Origin of the sequence: Actinomadura sp. NPDC048021, assembly GCF_040653135.1 — a bacterium.
GTDB lineage: Bacteria > Actinomycetota > Actinomycetes > Streptosporangiales > Streptosporangiaceae > Spirillospora > Spirillospora verrucosospora.
In genome coordinates this window covers 1-14,147 of sequence record NZ_JBEZJQ010000028.1, presented here as the reverse complement: position 1 = coordinate 14,147, position 14,147 = coordinate 1, and the positions used below count along the sequence as shown (strand labels likewise).

Annotated in this window: 13 protein-coding genes; 5 read left to right on the top strand and 8 right to left on the bottom strand. The window is 73.8% G+C overall.

Translation table 11 applies throughout. The annotated features are described in order from the left end of the window. Window positions 1-77 precede the first annotated feature (77 nt). Complete coding sequence (locus AB0C87_RS34460; RefSeq protein ID WP_345179180.1) at window positions 78-485, top strand: DUF2795 domain-containing protein; 408 nt, start codon at window positions 78-80, stop codon at window positions 483-485. Window positions 486-500: 15 nt separating this feature from the next. Here the strand turns inward: AB0C87_RS34460 and AB0C87_RS34455 are convergent, their stop codons facing one another. From AB0C87_RS34455 to AB0C87_RS34440, 4 genes are all read right to left on the bottom strand, one after another. After that, window positions 501-2,015 carry an FAD-dependent monooxygenase gene (locus tag AB0C87_RS34455; RefSeq protein ID WP_360581326.1) on the bottom strand — a complete coding sequence of 505 codons (1,515 nt, stop codon included), beginning with the start codon at window positions 2,013-2,015 and terminating at the stop codon, window positions 501-503. A gap of 105 nt (window positions 2,016-2,120) precedes the next feature. After that, the gene (locus tag AB0C87_RS34450) at window positions 2,121-3,722 is read right to left on the bottom strand and encodes an acyl--CoA ligase family protein (RefSeq protein WP_345179184.1); all 1,602 of its coding nucleotides are present in this window, start codon (window positions 3,720-3,722) and stop codon (window positions 2,121-2,123) included. Between the two features lie 76 nt (window positions 3,723-3,798). After that, window positions 3,799-4,662 (bottom strand): hypothetical protein, encoded by an 864-nt coding sequence (locus tag AB0C87_RS34445; RefSeq protein ID WP_345179185.1) that lies wholly within the window; start codon window positions 4,660-4,662, stop codon window positions 3,799-3,801. A 49-nt stretch (window positions 4,663-4,711) separates the two neighbouring features. Then, window positions 4,712-5,866, bottom strand: coding sequence for a cytochrome P450 (locus tag AB0C87_RS34440; RefSeq protein ID WP_360581325.1), 1,155 nt, complete (start codon window positions 5,864-5,866; stop codon window positions 4,712-4,714). A gap of 78 nt (window positions 5,867-5,944) precedes the next feature. Between AB0C87_RS34440 and AB0C87_RS34435 the strand changes: the two genes are divergently transcribed. Then, entirely contained in the window at window positions 5,945-6,487 is a 543-nt protein-coding gene (locus tag AB0C87_RS34435; RefSeq protein ID WP_360581324.1) for a hypothetical protein, read from the top strand. Here the strand turns inward: AB0C87_RS34435 and murA are convergent. From murA to AB0C87_RS34415, 4 genes are all read right to left on the bottom strand, one after another. Continuing rightward, window positions 6,484-7,785 (bottom strand): UDP-N-acetylglucosamine 1-carboxyvinyltransferase, encoded by a 1,302-nt coding sequence (gene murA / locus AB0C87_RS34430; RefSeq protein ID WP_345179191.1) that lies wholly within the window; start codon window positions 7,783-7,785, stop codon window positions 6,484-6,486. The genes AB0C87_RS34435 and murA overlap by 4 nt on opposite strands. An 84-nt stretch (window positions 7,786-7,869) precedes the next feature. Continuing rightward, the gene (locus AB0C87_RS34425; protein ID WP_353835496.1) at window positions 7,870-8,493 is read right to left on the bottom strand and encodes a LysE family transporter; all 624 of its coding nucleotides are present in this window, start codon (window positions 8,491-8,493) and stop codon (window positions 7,870-7,872) included. A 54-nt stretch (window positions 8,494-8,547) separates the two neighbouring features. Further along, window positions 8,548-9,573 (bottom strand): M4 family metallopeptidase, encoded by a 1,026-nt coding sequence (locus tag AB0C87_RS34420; protein ID WP_353835497.1) that lies wholly within the window; start codon window positions 9,571-9,573, stop codon window positions 8,548-8,550. A 162-nt stretch (window positions 9,574-9,735) separates the two neighbouring features. Next, window positions 9,736-10,329: a TetR/AcrR family transcriptional regulator gene (locus tag AB0C87_RS34415; protein WP_360581323.1), complete on the bottom strand. Its 594-nt coding sequence runs from the start codon at window positions 10,327-10,329 to the stop codon at window positions 9,736-9,738. Window positions 10,330-10,392: 63 nt separating this feature from the next. Here AB0C87_RS34415 and AB0C87_RS34410 point away from each other — a divergent pair, with 63 nt between their 5' ends. The 3 genes from AB0C87_RS34410 (at window position 10,393) to AB0C87_RS34400 (ending at window position 13,636) form a co-directional block, all read left to right on the top strand. Further along, window positions 10,393-11,625 carry an MFS transporter gene (locus AB0C87_RS34410; protein ID WP_360581322.1) on the top strand — a complete coding sequence of 411 codons (1,233 nt, stop codon included), beginning with the start codon at window positions 10,393-10,395 and terminating at the stop codon, window positions 11,623-11,625. Window positions 11,626-11,857: 232 nt separating this feature from the next. Beyond that, window positions 11,858-13,114, top strand: a complete 1,257-nt coding sequence (locus AB0C87_RS34405; RefSeq protein ID WP_360581321.1) for a cytochrome P450 — start codon at window positions 11,858-11,860, stop codon at window positions 13,112-13,114. A 15-nt stretch (window positions 13,115-13,129) separates the two neighbouring features. Beyond that, a complete protein-coding gene (locus AB0C87_RS34400; protein ID WP_360581320.1) occupies window positions 13,130-13,636 on the top strand; it encodes a tetratricopeptide repeat protein in 507 nt (168 codons plus the stop codon). The last annotated feature ends 511 nt before the right edge of the window (window positions 13,637-14,147 follow it).

The window sequence follows — 14,147 nt, the reverse complement described above, 5'->3', positions numbered from 1 at the left end:
GCCGCCGCGAGACCGCCCGCATGTTTGGACACGCGCGCCCGGGAACGTTCCGTCCGGTAGACGGCAGGGAGGAAGAGATGCCAGACAAGAGTGACAAGCACGGCGCGAAGCTCGACGAGGAGATCGGCCGCGAGACCCAGGGAATGGTCAGGGGCGGCCACCCCACGCACGCCGAGGAGTTCAAGGAGACCGAGCCGTTCTCGAACGACTACCCCGCCGACCCGGCCGCGGCCACCGCCGGGGACCGCGAAGGCTCCCCGCCCGGGATGAGCGCCCAGGACGTGGAGGGCCGCAGCGCCCTGGCCCGGATGCTCAGCGGCGTCCGCTACCCGGCCCGCCCGAACGAGCTGGTCCGGCACGCGGCCGAGGGCGGAGCTCCGGACGGGGCCCTCGACCAGCTGCGGACGCTGCCGAAACGCGAGTACGAGAACATCGCCGACGTGGCGGAGCAGCTCGGCTACGGCCGCGAGGAGCGGCGCTACTGACCGGACTGACCGGCACTACTGAGCGGCACTGCTGATCTCGGCGCCGCGCCCGCACCACCGGCCCAGCGCGTCCCGGATCGCCGCGGCGCGGCGGTCCGGGGCCGTCTCGTCGGTCGCCCAGGCGATGTAGCCGTCCGGGCGCACCAGTGCGGTCGTGCGCGTGGCGCCGCCGGCGACGGCGCAGTGCACGCGCCCGGCCCACCGCTTCGTCGCCAGGTAGGTCACCGCGGGGTCGTTGGCGGCGACGACCAGGACGAACCGCCCGTCCCCCAGCAGCCGGAACAGGCTGTCGGCGCCGCCCGCGAGCGGGACGTCCGGGGCCCGCCTCCCGGTCAGGGGATGCGAGCCGCGCGGCGCCGGGTAGGCGATGTCGATGCCGGAGACCGCGGCGGCGACCCGCCGCGCGGCGGGCGGGACGCGGGTCGCCGCGAACGCCGCCGCGGCGCGGGCGGCCCTCGCCCAGCGAGGCTCGGCGAGCGTGAACCGCAGCAGCGCGCCGCTTCTGCGCAGGACGACCCTCCCGACGGGATGCCGCTCCTCGTGGTAGCTGTCGAGCAGCCATGACGGCGCCCATCCGTGCAGTTCGGCGGCCAGTTTCCACCCGAGGTTCGCCGCGTCCTGCATCCCGGTGTTCATGCCCTGGCCTCCCGCCGGCGAGTGGACGTGCGCGGCGTCCCCGGCGAGGAACACCCGTCCCACGCGGTAGCGCGGGACCTGCCGCTCGTCGCTGTGGAACCGGGACGTCCAGCGCGCGTCCCGCATGCCGTGGTCGGTGCCGAGGGCGCGCCGGACCACCGCGCGGAGCTCCTCCATGTCGACCGGTTCGGAGTCGGGCGCCTGGTGGCGGCGGTTCCACGCGATCACCCGGTACCAGCCCTCCCCGAAGGGGGCGACGAACGCGAACGCGTCGCCGACGGCTCCCGCGGTGAGCGCGTCCGCGGGCGCCTCGTCCAGCCGGACGTCGGCGAGCATCACCGACCGCACCACCGCGCGGCCCGGGAACGGCAGCCCGAGCGCCCGCCGGACGGTGCTGCGGACGCCGTCGGCGCCGACGGCGTAGGACGCGCGGAACGTCCGCGTCGCGCCGTCGGCGGTCCGCGCGTCGACGTCCACGCCCGCCGCGTCCTGGCGGAGCCCGACGGCCTCGGCGCCGTGCACGATCTCCGCGCCGGCGGCCACGGCCCGCTCCTTCAGGACGCGCTCGGTCTCGTACTGCGGCGTGACGAGGACGTAGGGGAAGCGGCCCGGCAGCCGGGACATGTCGAGGTCGGTGGAGCCGAGCAGCCGCAGCCGCCCGGCGCGCGTCCCCGTCGCGACCAACTCGTCGGCGATGCCGCGCACGTCCAGCATCTCCAGGGTGCGGGCGTGCACGGCGAACGCCCGCGTCAGACCGGTCGTCTCCTCGGCGCGGCACTCCAGCACCGTGCAGCCGATCCCGGCCGCGGCCAGGTCTCCCGCCAGCAGGAGGCCCGTGGGGCCCGCCCCCACGATCAGCACGTTCCCGGTCGAACCGTCGGTGGGCGGCATCATGCTCCCCTCTCGCTCGCACCCGGCGGCCCGGATGCCCGGCGCACAGGACACTTCCCGCGAACCGCCGCGCCTCACATGGCGGCAGCCCTTGCGGCGGCGGGGTTCTCAGCCCTGGACGCGGCGGTCGCGCCCCGCCCACTCCCGCTCGCGGAGCTGGAACTTCTGGATCTTCCCGGTGGACGTCTTGGGCAGCTCGGCGACGAACTCCACCGTGTCCGGCGCCTTGTAGCGGGCGAGGCTCCCCCGGACGTGCTCGACGAGTTCGGCCTCGGTGGCGGTGCGCCCGTCGCGCAGGACCACGAACGCCTTGGGGCGCTCTCCCCACCTGTCGTCCGGGACCGCGACGACGGCGACCTCCAGCACGGCCGGATGCGAGTCGATCGCCCGCTCGACCTCGACCGTGGAGATGTTCTCCCCGCCGGAGACGATGATGTCCTTGGACCGGTCGCGCAGTTCGACGTAGCCGTCGGGGTGCCGGACGCCGAGGTCGCCGGAGTGGAACCAGCCGCCGCGGAACGCGTGCGCGGTGGCCCGCTCGTCCCGGTGGTAGCCCTTCATGACGTTGTTGCCGCGCATGACGATCTCGCCGAGCGTCGTCCCGTCGGCCGGGACGTCGTTCATGTCGTCGTCGACGACGCGCAGCCCGTCGGTCTGGATCATGCCGACGCCCTGCCTGGCCAGCAGCCGGGCCCGGTCCCCGGCGGCAAGCCCCGCCCAGCCGGGCTGCGGCTCGCACACCGAGTAGGGCCCGTAGGTCTCGGTCAGCCCGTACACGTGCACGATGTCGGCCCCGAGCCCCTCCATCTGCCCGATGATCGTCGGGCTGGGCGGCGCGCCCGCCGTCGTGACGGTCAGCGGCCGCTCCAGCGGGTGCGCCTGCGCCGCGTTCGCGATCGTCACGAGGACGGTCGGGGCGCCGTTGAGATGGGTGACGCCCTCGGTGTCGATGAGCCGCCAGATCTCCTCGGCGACGACGGCGCGCAGGCACACCTGCGTCCCGCCGATCGCGGCGAGCGCCCAGGGCGTGCACCAGCCGTTGCAGTGGAACATCGGCAGCGTCCACAGGTAGACGCTCTCGGGCGTGTGCCGCGAGTGCACGACCTCGCCGAGCGCGTTGAGGTAGGCGCCGCGGTGCGTGTAGACGACGCCCTTGGGCCGTCCCGTGGTGCCGGACGTGTAGTTGATCGAGATGGCGGCGTTCTCGTCCCGGACGGCCCAGGGCAGCGGATCGTCCGAGCCGCGCGCCGTCAGCTCCTCGTAGCCGATGCCTCCGACCGCCGGGTCGGGGTCGGCGCCGGCCGCGGGGATGGTGACCGTCAGGGGCAGGCCGCCCGCGAGCGGCGCCACCGACGGATGCAGCCCCGCGTCCACGACCAGCGCCTTCGCCCCGGAATGGTCGAGGATGTAGCGGATCTCGTCCGGCGCGAGCCGCGTGTTGATCGCGACGAGCACGGCCCCGGCGAGCGGCACGGCGAAGTGCGCGACGAGGAGCTCGGGGATGTTGGGCGCCAGGTAGGCGACCCGGTCCCCGGGCCCGACCCCCGAGGCGCGCAGCGCGTTCGCCAGCCGGGTCGTCTCGGCGGCGAACTCCGCGTAGGTGGCGCGCCGGCCCCCGTGGGCGTAGGCGGTCTTGCCGGGGAACACCTGCGCCGACCGTTCGAGGAACGCGAGCGGGGTAAGCGCCGTGTGACCCGGGCCGTTGTCCATCGGAAGCCTCCGGTGCCGTCGGATTGGCCTGCGCCTCCAGGATCCCACGCGCACCCGTCCCGCACCCGGACGGCGGCTAGCGCTCGGCGTTGCGGGTCAGGACGGAGACCGCCCTGACGGTGGTGTACCCGCGCCACTCCAGTTCGGCGGCGGGCGAGTAGGACGCGAAGTCGACGCGCCATCCGCCGTCGTCCTCCTGCATGCCGTCGAGCCGTCGAAGCTCGGCGGCCACGACGTCCGGCTTGAACAGGGACCGGGCGGGGCGTCCCGGGAAGGGCGCGAAGTCGAGCGGGCGCAGCGTCTCGTCCTCAAGGCCGCCCTCCACGTGGACGAGGCCGTCGTCCGGGATGTGCTCGCCGAGCAGGGCGACGGCCTCGGTGTCCTCGACGGCGTCGGCCAGCCACATGGCGAACTCCGCCTCCAGGGCGTGCAACGTGTCCTTGGCGCGGACGGTGTCGAGGCAGTAGCGGGTGGCGCGGTCGAGCCAGGGGTGCCCTGCCACCGCCGAGTCGTGGACGGCGACGCGCTGCGCCATGGCCGCGACCACGGAGGTGATCTGCAGGGAGGAGGTCCCGGGGTCCGCCTCCACCCAGAACGGCGCACACCCAGCGGGGTCGGGGATGTGCAGAGCGAACGGCAGGCCGCCGTCGGGCAGCGTCACGGATTCCAGCCAGTCGCAGAGCGCGGCCGCCTCCGGCGCCGTCACCGGCGCGAGCTCCTCGAAGACCTCGAACGCGTGCAGCGCGGGGCCCGGCTGGCTCGTCCGCGACCGCAGGTCCGGCTCGAGGCCGTGGCCGTATCCACCGTCGGGGTTCCGGTAGGTGTTGAGCGCGGCGAGCAGCGCGTCCCGGTCGCCCTCCCCGGTCAGCAGGTCGAAGCGGCGGCGGTCCAGGGGACGCGCGTGCATGGCCATGAAGTCGGACGCCTTGGTCAGATCCATGCCTCAAGCCTGGCCGCCGCAGGCTCGCCCGTCTTGTAGGTTTCGGCCATCACCAGGTAAGGAACAGCTCCTTGGGCGAGCGGTGGATCAGGCTCGGCAGCATCTCCACCGGCTCCTCCACACGCAGGCCCGGCAGCCGGGCGGTCAGCTCCTCCAGCGTGACGCGGACCTGCTCGCGGGCCAGCTGCGAGCCCGGGCAGGCATGGACTCCGTGCCCGAACGCCAGGTGCCGCGCCGGCTCGCGGGCGATGTCGAACTCGTCGGGGCGGTCGTGGGCCCCGGCGTCGCGTCCGGCGGCCGCGAACGCGACGAAGACCTCGGCGCCCGCGGGCAGGTCGGTGCCCGCCACCCGCACCGGCCGGGTCGTGACCCGGCGGAACCCCTGGATGGCGGTGTCGTAGCGCGCGGCCTCCTCGACGGCCGCGGGGATCAGCTCGGGCCGGGCGCACAGCAGCTCCCACTGCTCCCGGTTCCGCAGCAGGTGCAGCACCGCCGTCCCGATGAGCGCCGTCGTCGTCAGGTGCCCGGCCAGCAGGATGTTCTGCAGGTTGGAGACGAGCGTGCCGTGCGGCTCGATCGCGCGCACCATCTCGCCGCACAGGTCGTCGCCCGGCTCCCGGCCCTTCACGTGCGCGTCCAGCACCCGCTTCATATCCGCGACCCGTTCAGCGGCGGCGACCTGCTCGTCCGTGCTCATCGGCCGGAAGATCAGGTCCTCCGCCCGGTAGCTGCCCTCGATGAGAGCCGGCATCTCGTCCGGGTCGATGCCGAGCATGTGCCCGATCACCTCGCCCGGCAGGACGCGCGCGTACCGTCCCATCAGTTCGACGCGGCGGTCCCCGGCGAAGGAGGCGACGAGTTCCCGGGCCCGGCGGGTGATGAACGGGAGCGCCGCGGCGACGCGCTTCGGCGACAGCCCGCGCGTCAGAGGCTCGCGCACCCGGCGGTGGTCGGCGCCGTCCGCCGTGAGCACGACGGGGCGGCCCTGCGGCAGCGACCGCAGCACGGCGACCGCTTCGGGTCCCGGCACCACGTCCGGCCGCAGCGCGTTCGCCGAGGAGAACGTCTCCGGGTCGCGCAGCACCGCCCGCGCATCGGCGTGCCGGGCGACGAGCCAGGCGTCCAGCTCGGGCACGAAGGTCAGCCCCTCGGTCTCGCGAGCCCGGGCGTAGAACGGGTACGGATCGGTCCGGTCGAACTCCACGGCGCCCCCTCCAGCGTCTGATCACCACCGTAGGAAAAGGAAATGCGGCGCGGGAAGGCTCCGGCCTAGCCTGGCCGGATGGACGTGAGTTTCGAGCGGACGGGTGAACGCCGGTACGCCACCGTCGTCAGGCCCCCCGGCCGGCACCCGCGCCGGATGGATCCCGCCCCCGGCTACGACGACCAGATCCCGCACGACCTCGTCCACTACCTGGTGGAGGCGGAGCTGGGCCTCACGTCCGGCGTGTTCGGACGCGCCGCGGCGGGCGGCGGCGAGGGCTTCAACGAGACGGTCGAGGCGTCCGGTGACGCGCGGCGGCGGGCCAGGGAGCAGCGGCGGCTGAAGAAGCGGGAGGCCTTCCTCAACCGGTCCGACCCCGGCGACATGGGAAGGTCGGAGCACCTGGCGGGCCTGTGCGACCTCGCCTGGCGCCGCCGCGCCGGCGCCCGGACCCCCGCGTGGGCCGAGCGCCGGCCGATCCCGCCCGAGGACAGGCCCGCGGTCGACCGCGTGCTGGCCCGGCTGGACGAGCTGTCGCCGCTCTGGCGCGACCTGCCCGTCGGCGGGTCGCTCACCTTCGCCTGGCCCCGGACGACCCCGTCCACCGGCCTTCCGTCCTAGCCCGCCCGCAGCGACAGGCCCAGCGTCTTGAACTGCTCGACCGGACGGTGGTAGCCGCGCTCGATGTGGTGCACGCCGCGGAGCGTGGACGGCCCCTCCGCGACCGCCGCCGCCAGGACCGCCGAGAACCCGGCCCGGATGTCGGGCATGGTCACGTCGCCGCCGCGGAGCTTGGTCACCCCGCGCACCACCGCCGAGTGCAGCGCCGCCGTGTCGTGGTACCGGCAGGCGGGTCCGCCCAGGCACGTGTCGTAGACCTCGATCTCCGCGCCCATGCTCTGCAGCGCCGGGACGTAGGCGAGCCGGTTCTCGTACACGGTCTCGTGCAGCACCGACATGCCGTCGGCCTGGGTGAACAGCACCATCAGCGGCGTCTGCCAGTCCGTCGCGAACCCGGGGTGGGTGTCGGTCTGCACCGCCGCGGGACGCAGGCCGCCGGGAGCCGACGCCATGATCCATTCGTCGGTGATCTCGAACTCGGCGCCCATCCTGGTCAGCGTCGTGATGGCGGTGACGAGCCGGTCCTGCTGGCACCCGTGCACCCGCACCTCGCCCCCCGTCACCAGGCCCGCGACCAGGTAGGAGAACGCCTCGATCCGGTCGCCGCCCAGCCGCGTCTGCGCGCCGCTCAGCCGCTCGACGCCCTCCACGACGATGCGCCGGTCGGGGGCGAAGGAGATCCGCGCGCCCATGCGCTGCAGGAACAGCGCCAGCTCGGTGATCTCCGGCTCGGTCGCCGCGTTGCGGATGACGGTCTTGCCCTCGGCCCGCACCGCCGCCAGCAGCACCGTCTCGGTGGCGCCGACGCTCGGGTACGGCAGTTCGATGCGCGTCCCGACGAGGCGCGTGGCGTGCGCGTGGATCCCGTCGGAGGCGTGCGACACCTCGGCCCCGAACGCCCGCAGCGCCTCCACGTGGAAGTCGACCGGCCGCCGCCCGATGGGGTCGCCCCCGACCAGCGGCACGAACGCCTCTCCGGCCAGGTGCAGCAGCGGGCCCAGCATCAGGATCGGGATACGGTTCAGCCCGGTGAACGCCTTGCCGACGCTCGGGTCCGACACCGGCCCCGGCACGACGGTCACGTCGCCGCCGGACCTCTCCACGGTCATCCCGACGTGCTCCAGCATCCCCGCGGTGATGCCGACCTCGCCGACGTCCGGCGCGTTGCCGATCGTGCTCGGCCCGTCCCCGAGCATCGCGGCGACCATGTGCTTGCTGACCGCGTTCTTCGCCCCGCGCACGGTGACGTCCCCGCGAAGCGGCCCCGACGGCTCGATGTGCCACACCTTCTCAGTCACCCGAGCAGCCTACGGCGTCCAGGGCGGCCGCCCACCGATTTCGTCGCAACCCCGGCGGTCCGCCGGGTGACGCGGATCACCGGGTCAGGGCCGGTCGACCAGCAGGTCGGCGGCGAAGCCGAGGAAGGCCGCCCCGCTGAGCCGCTCCAACCGCCGCCGCAGCGACGGGCGCCGCAGCCGCTCCCCCAGCGCCGCGGCCGCGCCCGACACGAGCCAGAACCAGACCGCCAGCTCGGCCACGTCGATCGCGGTGAACAGGACCGTCATGCCGAACACCGGCGCCCCGTCCGGCATGAACTGCGGGACGAGGCTCATGTAGAAGACGCCCGCCTTGGGGTTCAGCAGGTTGGTCCCGATCCCTGCGCGGAAGGCCGCACGCCGTCCTGCGGCCACGACGGGCTCCGGAGCCTCGTCCTCGCCCCTCCGCCTGACACCCCAGAGCGCCCTCGCTCCGAGCCAGACCAGGTAGGCGGCGCCGCAGACCCGCACCGCGGTGTAGGCGACATGCGAGGCGGTCAGCAAAGCGGTCAATCCGGCCGCGGTCGCGAGCCCCCACACCGCGCAGCCGGTCATGATGCCGAGCGCCGCGGCCAGCCCGCAGCCGCGTCCATGCGCGGCGGAGGTCCGCAGCACCAGGAACGTGTCGAGCCCCGGCACCACGTTGACGATCACCGCTGCGACGGCGAAGGCGAGTGCGGCCGTGATCATGAGCGAATGCTACGACGCCCCTGACGGCCGCACCACGCCCCCGGACTCACGGGGTCACAGGATGCCCCGCGCGGCGAACGCCTCCCGCGCGGACCGCGCGGCCGCCGCGCCGTAGAGGCGCTGGGCCGCCGCGACGGTCGCCTCGGCGGCGGCCTTGAACGAGGTGTCCGGCGCGAACGCGAACTGCGCCTCGACGATCAGCGTGCTCGCCTTGGTGTCGCCGAGCGACCGGCGGATGTCCCAGAGGGCGCGCGACCAGATCTCACCGTCGGCGTGGACCTCACCGCGAACGTCCTCGGGGTAGTGCTTCGTCCCGTCCAGCCTCCGCAGGCAGTGCGTGGGCCCGGACGTGTAGGAGACCGAGTCCCAGTCGGCGACGCACGGCTCCGGGGTTCTGGTCGGTGTGCCGGTCGCCCAGCTGGTGACCGCCACCGCAAGGTAGTCGCCGAACGCCTCCCCGATCGCGCCCGACTCCAGGTTCGTGCCGAACCCGGTGACCTGGCCGTCCTGCACGGAGTGGCCGTACTCGTGGACGATCACCTCGGCGTCCTCGGCGTCGTCCACCCCGCCCTTGCCGAGCGTGATGTTCGCCTTGTCGGGGCGGAAGAAGGAGTTGTCGCCGCCGTACTGGTTGATCCGCATCTCGATCTGCCGCTGGTTCACCGGGCGCAGACCGGACCCGAACCCGAGGTGCTGCAGGTAGCGCTGCGCGGTCGTCACCCAGTAATAGCCCATCACCTGCTCGAACTGGTCGGAGTCGCGGTGGTAGGCGGGCAGCGCGCCGCCGTCGATCCGGGCGGCGCTGCCGGTCTCGCTCTTGACGCGCACGTACCGGCCGGTGAGCGAGCCGGACCCGTCGAGGTCGGTGAGGGTCACCTGCCGGTAGGCGGGCGCGAGGGCGGCGTAGTCGGCGTCCTTCGCGTCGGTGAGGGACTGGTCGCCGAGCTGCTGGACGGGGTTGGGGGAGAAGGCGGTCCCGGTGGCGGTCGCACCGAAGTCCGCGGCGGACGCCGCCGGCAGCGCGGCCACGAGGGGAAACGCGGCCACGGCCGCCAGGGCGAAACGTCGTGTGTTACGCATGGGCGGACGGTACGGCCAGGCCCCGCAGGGGGACAGGTCCAATCCGCGTCGGGTCCAAGTCTGTCTGGCATCGCCCGTTGGCGGTCCCGAACACTGGCGACGTTTGTGCTGGTGCCCGCACCGAGGGCGGGAGTAGCACGGCGTTCCAGGCACGACGGCGGGTCAGGACGTCGAGGCGGCGCTCTCCGTCCAGGAGTCGGCGAGCGCGCACAGCTCCTCGAGCGCCGCCTCCACGCGCTCCCGGTCGCCGGTGGTGAGGAAGTCGGTCTGCAGGCCGGAGTAGGCACCGTTGAGGAACGTCGCCTTGACGCGGGCGGGACCAGGGGCGAGGCCGCGGGCGGCCAGAGCCCCGGCGACGAAATCGGCGCGTTCCGCCAGGAACGCCGGAACCCTGTCGCCGAGCCGGCCGGCCGCCGCGAGCCCTTCGATCTCGAGCACGAGCCGGGTCCGCGCGATGTTCTCCGGGGCCAGGTGGCGGTCCCAGGAGTCACGGACGATGGCGCCGATTCCGCGCGCGGTGTCGTCCCAGCCCTCGGTCGCGTGGAGCTGCTCGTGCTGGACCTCGTCCAGGCGCTTCAGCAGGCCGGCGAGGAGCGCGTCCTTGTCGGCGAAGTGGTGGGTCAGGACGCGCGTGCTCTGCCCGAGCGCCTGGGCGATCGGACGCATCGACAGGCCGGACATCCCGTGCTCGGCGAAGTGGTCGAGCACCGCGTCGAGGATCTCGGTGCGCCGGTGGGGGTCGCGCGGCCTCGGCACTGGCGGGTTCCCTTCCGTGGTCGGGCGTCCAGCCTATAGGGTAACGACTGTTACCTTAACTGCATGCCCCTCATCCGACGCCCCGGCGGCCGGCTCCCGATCGCCGCGCTCGCGCTGACCGCCTTCGCCCTCCAGACCGACGACTTCGTGATCGTCGGCGTGCTGTCGTCCATCGCGCACGGCCTGTCGGTCGGCGAGGCCTCGGCCGGGCAGCTCGTGACCGTCTTCTCCGTCATCTGCGCGGTGATCGCGCCGGTGGCGGCCGTGGCCACGGCGTCCTGGTCGCGGCGGCGCCTGCTGACCGGCGGAATGCTGGTGTTCTGCGCCGCCAACCTCGCCGTCCCGCTCGCCGCGTCGTATCCGGCGCTGATGGCGCTGCGGGTGCTGGCCGCGCTCGCCGCCGCGGTCGTCCTGCCCGCCGTCTTCGCGGTCACCGCCGCTCTCTCCGCACCGGAACGCCGGGGCCGCGACCTGGCCACCGTCATGGCCGGGCTGACCGGCGCGGTCGTCGCCGGCGTCCCGCTCGGAACGTGGGTCGGCGCGGCGCTCGGCTGGCGGGCCACGTTCGTGACGGGCGGGCTCCTCGGCCTCGCCGCCCTGGCCTTCCTGCGCGCCGCCGTGCCGGAGACGGCACCGCCGCCCGCGGCGGGCCTGGGCGAACGACTGCGGCCCCTGGCCCGCCCCGCGATCCTGTACGTGCTGCTCGCCGCCGTCGCCGCGGTGCTCGGCAACCTGATGCTCCAGACGTACCTGGCGCCGTTCCTGGACGACGTCGCGGGCGTGACCCCGTCCGGCCTCGGCGGTCTCCTGGTGCTCACCGGCGTCGCGGGCATCGCGGGCGGTCGTCTCAGCGGCGCCCTGGTCGACCGCTTCGGCCCGGTGAGGACGTTCGCCATCGCCGTCGCCGCCTTCACCGCGGCGATGGCGGGACTGGCGCTGGCCTGGTCGCTGCGCCCGGCGCACCTGGCATTCGTCCTCGTCCCGCTCCTGGTGTGGTCGGCGGCGGCCTGGGCGGTGCCCCCGCCCGTCCAGACGCGCCTTCTGGCGCTGGCCGGTGCGAAGACCGGCCCGCAAGTGCTGGCGCTCAGCAGCAGCGCCGTCTACGCGGGCGCCTCGCTCGGCGCGGGCCTCGGCGGCTGGCTGCTCGGCACTCTGGGGTCGGGCTCGCTGCCGCTCGCCGCGGCGGCCTGCTCGCTGGGAGCGTTGGGCCTTTTCGGACTGGCTCAGCGCGGCGCATCCGAACCCGTCCCGGACGGCGGGCTCGGCGCCGCCGAGGGCCGCGGGGCGAACGTCTGACCTGCGGGGCGGCCGCGCCGGTGCGAGTGTGTGGGTTGGCACCGGCGCGACCATGATCCCGACCGCGGTCGAGTGGTCCAATTCTGCCGCATCCCAGGTTGCACAGGGGTTGCGCCGCCACCAGGTGTCGCCGACGCCACAGGAACCTCGCCGCGGGGTTGACGGGCCTGCGCATGTCGCGGAGTTTCGAGGCGGACAGGCGACCATCTCAGCGACAACCGCGAGGAGCCACGTGACGTCGACCGATCACCCGCGCTACCCGTTCCCGTGCCAGGACGTCCCGGTCGACGGTCGTCGCCCCGACGATCCGATGGGGCTGTCCCCTCTCTACGAAGGGCTCGCGCCCGTCACGCGGGTCCGCCTTCCGGAGGGGCACGAGGCGTTCCTGGCCACGGGGCACAGGGAGTGCGTGCGCGTTCTGCGCGAGCAGGACACGTTCCGCCGCGCGGGCGCCGACGCGATCCCGCCTTACCCGCCCACCTCCCCGACGATGCTGGCACGGGACGGTCGGGAGCATCGCGTGCACCGGGACCTGGTCGGCAACGCCTTCGCACCCGCCCGGATCGACCGGTACCGGCCGATCGGCGACCGGCTCATCACCGGGCTGCTCGACTCGCTCGCCCGCGCGGGCGGCCCGATCGAGGTCAACGAGCAACTCGCCCTGCCCCTCACTCTCGGCGTCATCGGCAGCGTGATGGACCTGCCGGACGACGACCTGCCGCTGTTCAGGAGGTGGGGCGACATGTTCCTGTCCACGGGCGAGAACCGCGCCGCCGAGAACGAGCGCGCGGTGCTGGAGATGAGCGGCTACATGGCCGAGCGCCTCGGCGGACTCATGGCGGACGCGGAACCCGGCTCCGAGGAGGGCGGCCTCCTCTCCGTGATCGCCGCCAACGCAGTCCGCCGGCGCACGAGCTTGGAGGAGGCAGCGCTCCTGGCCGCGAGCCTCGTTGTCGCGGGCTGGGAGACCACGGCCGCCGCGATCGCGGGCTTCCTGTTCCGGCTGCTCACCACCCGGCAGGACGGTGGCGAGACCCTCTACCGCCTCCTCGCGGCCCATCCCGATCGCATCCCCGGCGCGGTCGAGGAACTGCTGCGCACCACCCCCGGCACCGCGTTCGAATCCGCGCAGCCGCGTCGGGCCGTCCGCGAGGTGGAACTCGGGGGCGTCCGGCTGCGCGAGGGCGACCTGGTGATTCCGGCGACCGACCGCGCCAACCGCGATCCGGCCGTGTTCGAAGACCCCGAGCGCATCGACCTTGGGCGCGCCCGGAACCCCCACCTCGCCTTCGGAGCCGGGCCCCACGTGTGCCTGGGCGCGCCGCTGGCCCGCCTGGAGCTCACCACCGTCCTGCGCGAACTGACCCGCCGCTTCCCGGATGCCCGGCTGCATCACGCACCGGACGAGGTCGTCTGGAACACCGTCACGTTGATCCGCCATCCGGCGGAGCTCTGGCTCGACCTGGAGCCGCCGGAACGGGACGGGTGACCTATCCTGGCCACCATGATCGATCCAGCGCCCGATTGGGAACAGCGCATGGCCGGCCTCTGGGGCGCCTTCGACGACCACGAGCCCGCCGACTTCCTCCGGAAGGTCCAGGCCCTGACCGCCGAGCTTCCGCCCGGGGACGCCGTCGGCGAGTACGAGCTGGCGTCCGCGCACGACTCGACCGGCAACGAGACGGAGGCCGCCGACCACTACCAGCGGGCCTTCGCCGCCGGCCTCCCCGAAGCGCGGCGCAGGCAGGCCGTGATCCAGTACGCCAGCACGCTCCGCAATCTCGGCCGGGCCGAGGAGAGCGTCGCCCTCCTGACCGCGGAGCGCGAGGCCGGCTCGGACGAGCTCGACGACGCCGTCACCGCGTTCCTCGCACTCGCGCTCACCGACGTCGGCCGCGAACGCGAGGCGGCGGGCCTGGCGTTGGGCGCCCTGTCCCGCCACCTCCCCCGCTACAACCGCTCCCTCTCCAACTACGCGAAGGCCCTGACCCAGGACGACCCCACCAGCTAGGCGTCGCATCCCGCAGTTCTGTCGACGCGGACGCCGGTCGATTGGCCGCTCTAGGCGGTGCGCCCGCGATGGTGGCTGCAACCACGCAGAAAGCCAGGTCCGCGGCGCGTCGGTGTCGCTGGTCTAGAAGCGGACGTAGGCCCATCCCAGTGCGGTTTGCTGTCCTACCCCCAGACCACAGGACTGGCCCGGCCCAGGGCTAGCCAAACGGCTCGGCATCACAACGCGACCCGTGCAGCAGAGGGCCCGTGCGACAGGACATGGTTCGCAACTCGCTCCAGCGCCGCCGGGCCCGGACGGCGCGACAGCCGGCGAGCCGCCCGTGCGCGCGGCCGTCTCCTCGCGACTGCGGCATCGCGCGCACGCGCGCCGGTCGATGACAGCACCGCAAAAAGGGTCCGAGTGTAATCATCTGCCGAAATGAGAAAGGCCCCGCCGGTAACGGCGGGGCCTTTCTACAATATGTGTCCGGCGGCGTCCTACTCTCCCACACGGTCTCCCATGCAGTACC

Excerpts from the sequence above, each read along its gene's own strand:
- AB0C87_RS34420 (WP_353835497.1), bottom strand. The coding sequence starts at position 9,573 with ATGCGTAACACACGACGTTTCGCCCTGGCGGCCGTGGCCGCGTTTCCC.
- AB0C87_RS34460 (WP_345179180.1), top strand. The coding sequence starts at position 78 with ATGCCAGACAAGAGTGACAAGCACGGCGCGAAGCTCGACGAGGAGATC.
- AB0C87_RS34450 (WP_345179184.1), bottom strand. The coding sequence starts at position 3,722 with ATGGACAACGGCCCGGGTCACACGGCGCTTACCCCGCTCGCGTTCCTC.
- AB0C87_RS34445 (WP_345179185.1), bottom strand. The coding sequence starts at position 4,662 with ATGGATCTGACCAAGGCGTCCGACTTCATGGCCATGCACGCGCGTCCC.
- AB0C87_RS34410 (WP_360581322.1), top strand. The coding sequence starts at position 10,393 with ATGCCCCTCATCCGACGCCCCGGCGGCCGGCTCCCGATCGCCGCGCTC.
- AB0C87_RS34400 (WP_360581320.1), top strand. The coding sequence starts at position 13,130 with ATGATCGATCCAGCGCCCGATTGGGAACAGCGCATGGCCGGCCTCTGG.
- AB0C87_RS34455 (WP_360581326.1), bottom strand. The coding sequence starts at position 2,015 with ATGATGCCGCCCACCGACGGTTCGACCGGGAACGTGCTGATCGTGGGG.
- AB0C87_RS34435 (WP_360581324.1), top strand. The coding sequence starts at position 5,945 with ATGGACGTGAGTTTCGAGCGGACGGGTGAACGCCGGTACGCCACCGTC.
- AB0C87_RS34425 (WP_353835496.1), bottom strand. The coding sequence starts at position 8,493 with ATGATCACGGCCGCACTCGCCTTCGCCGTCGCAGCGGTGATCGTCAAC.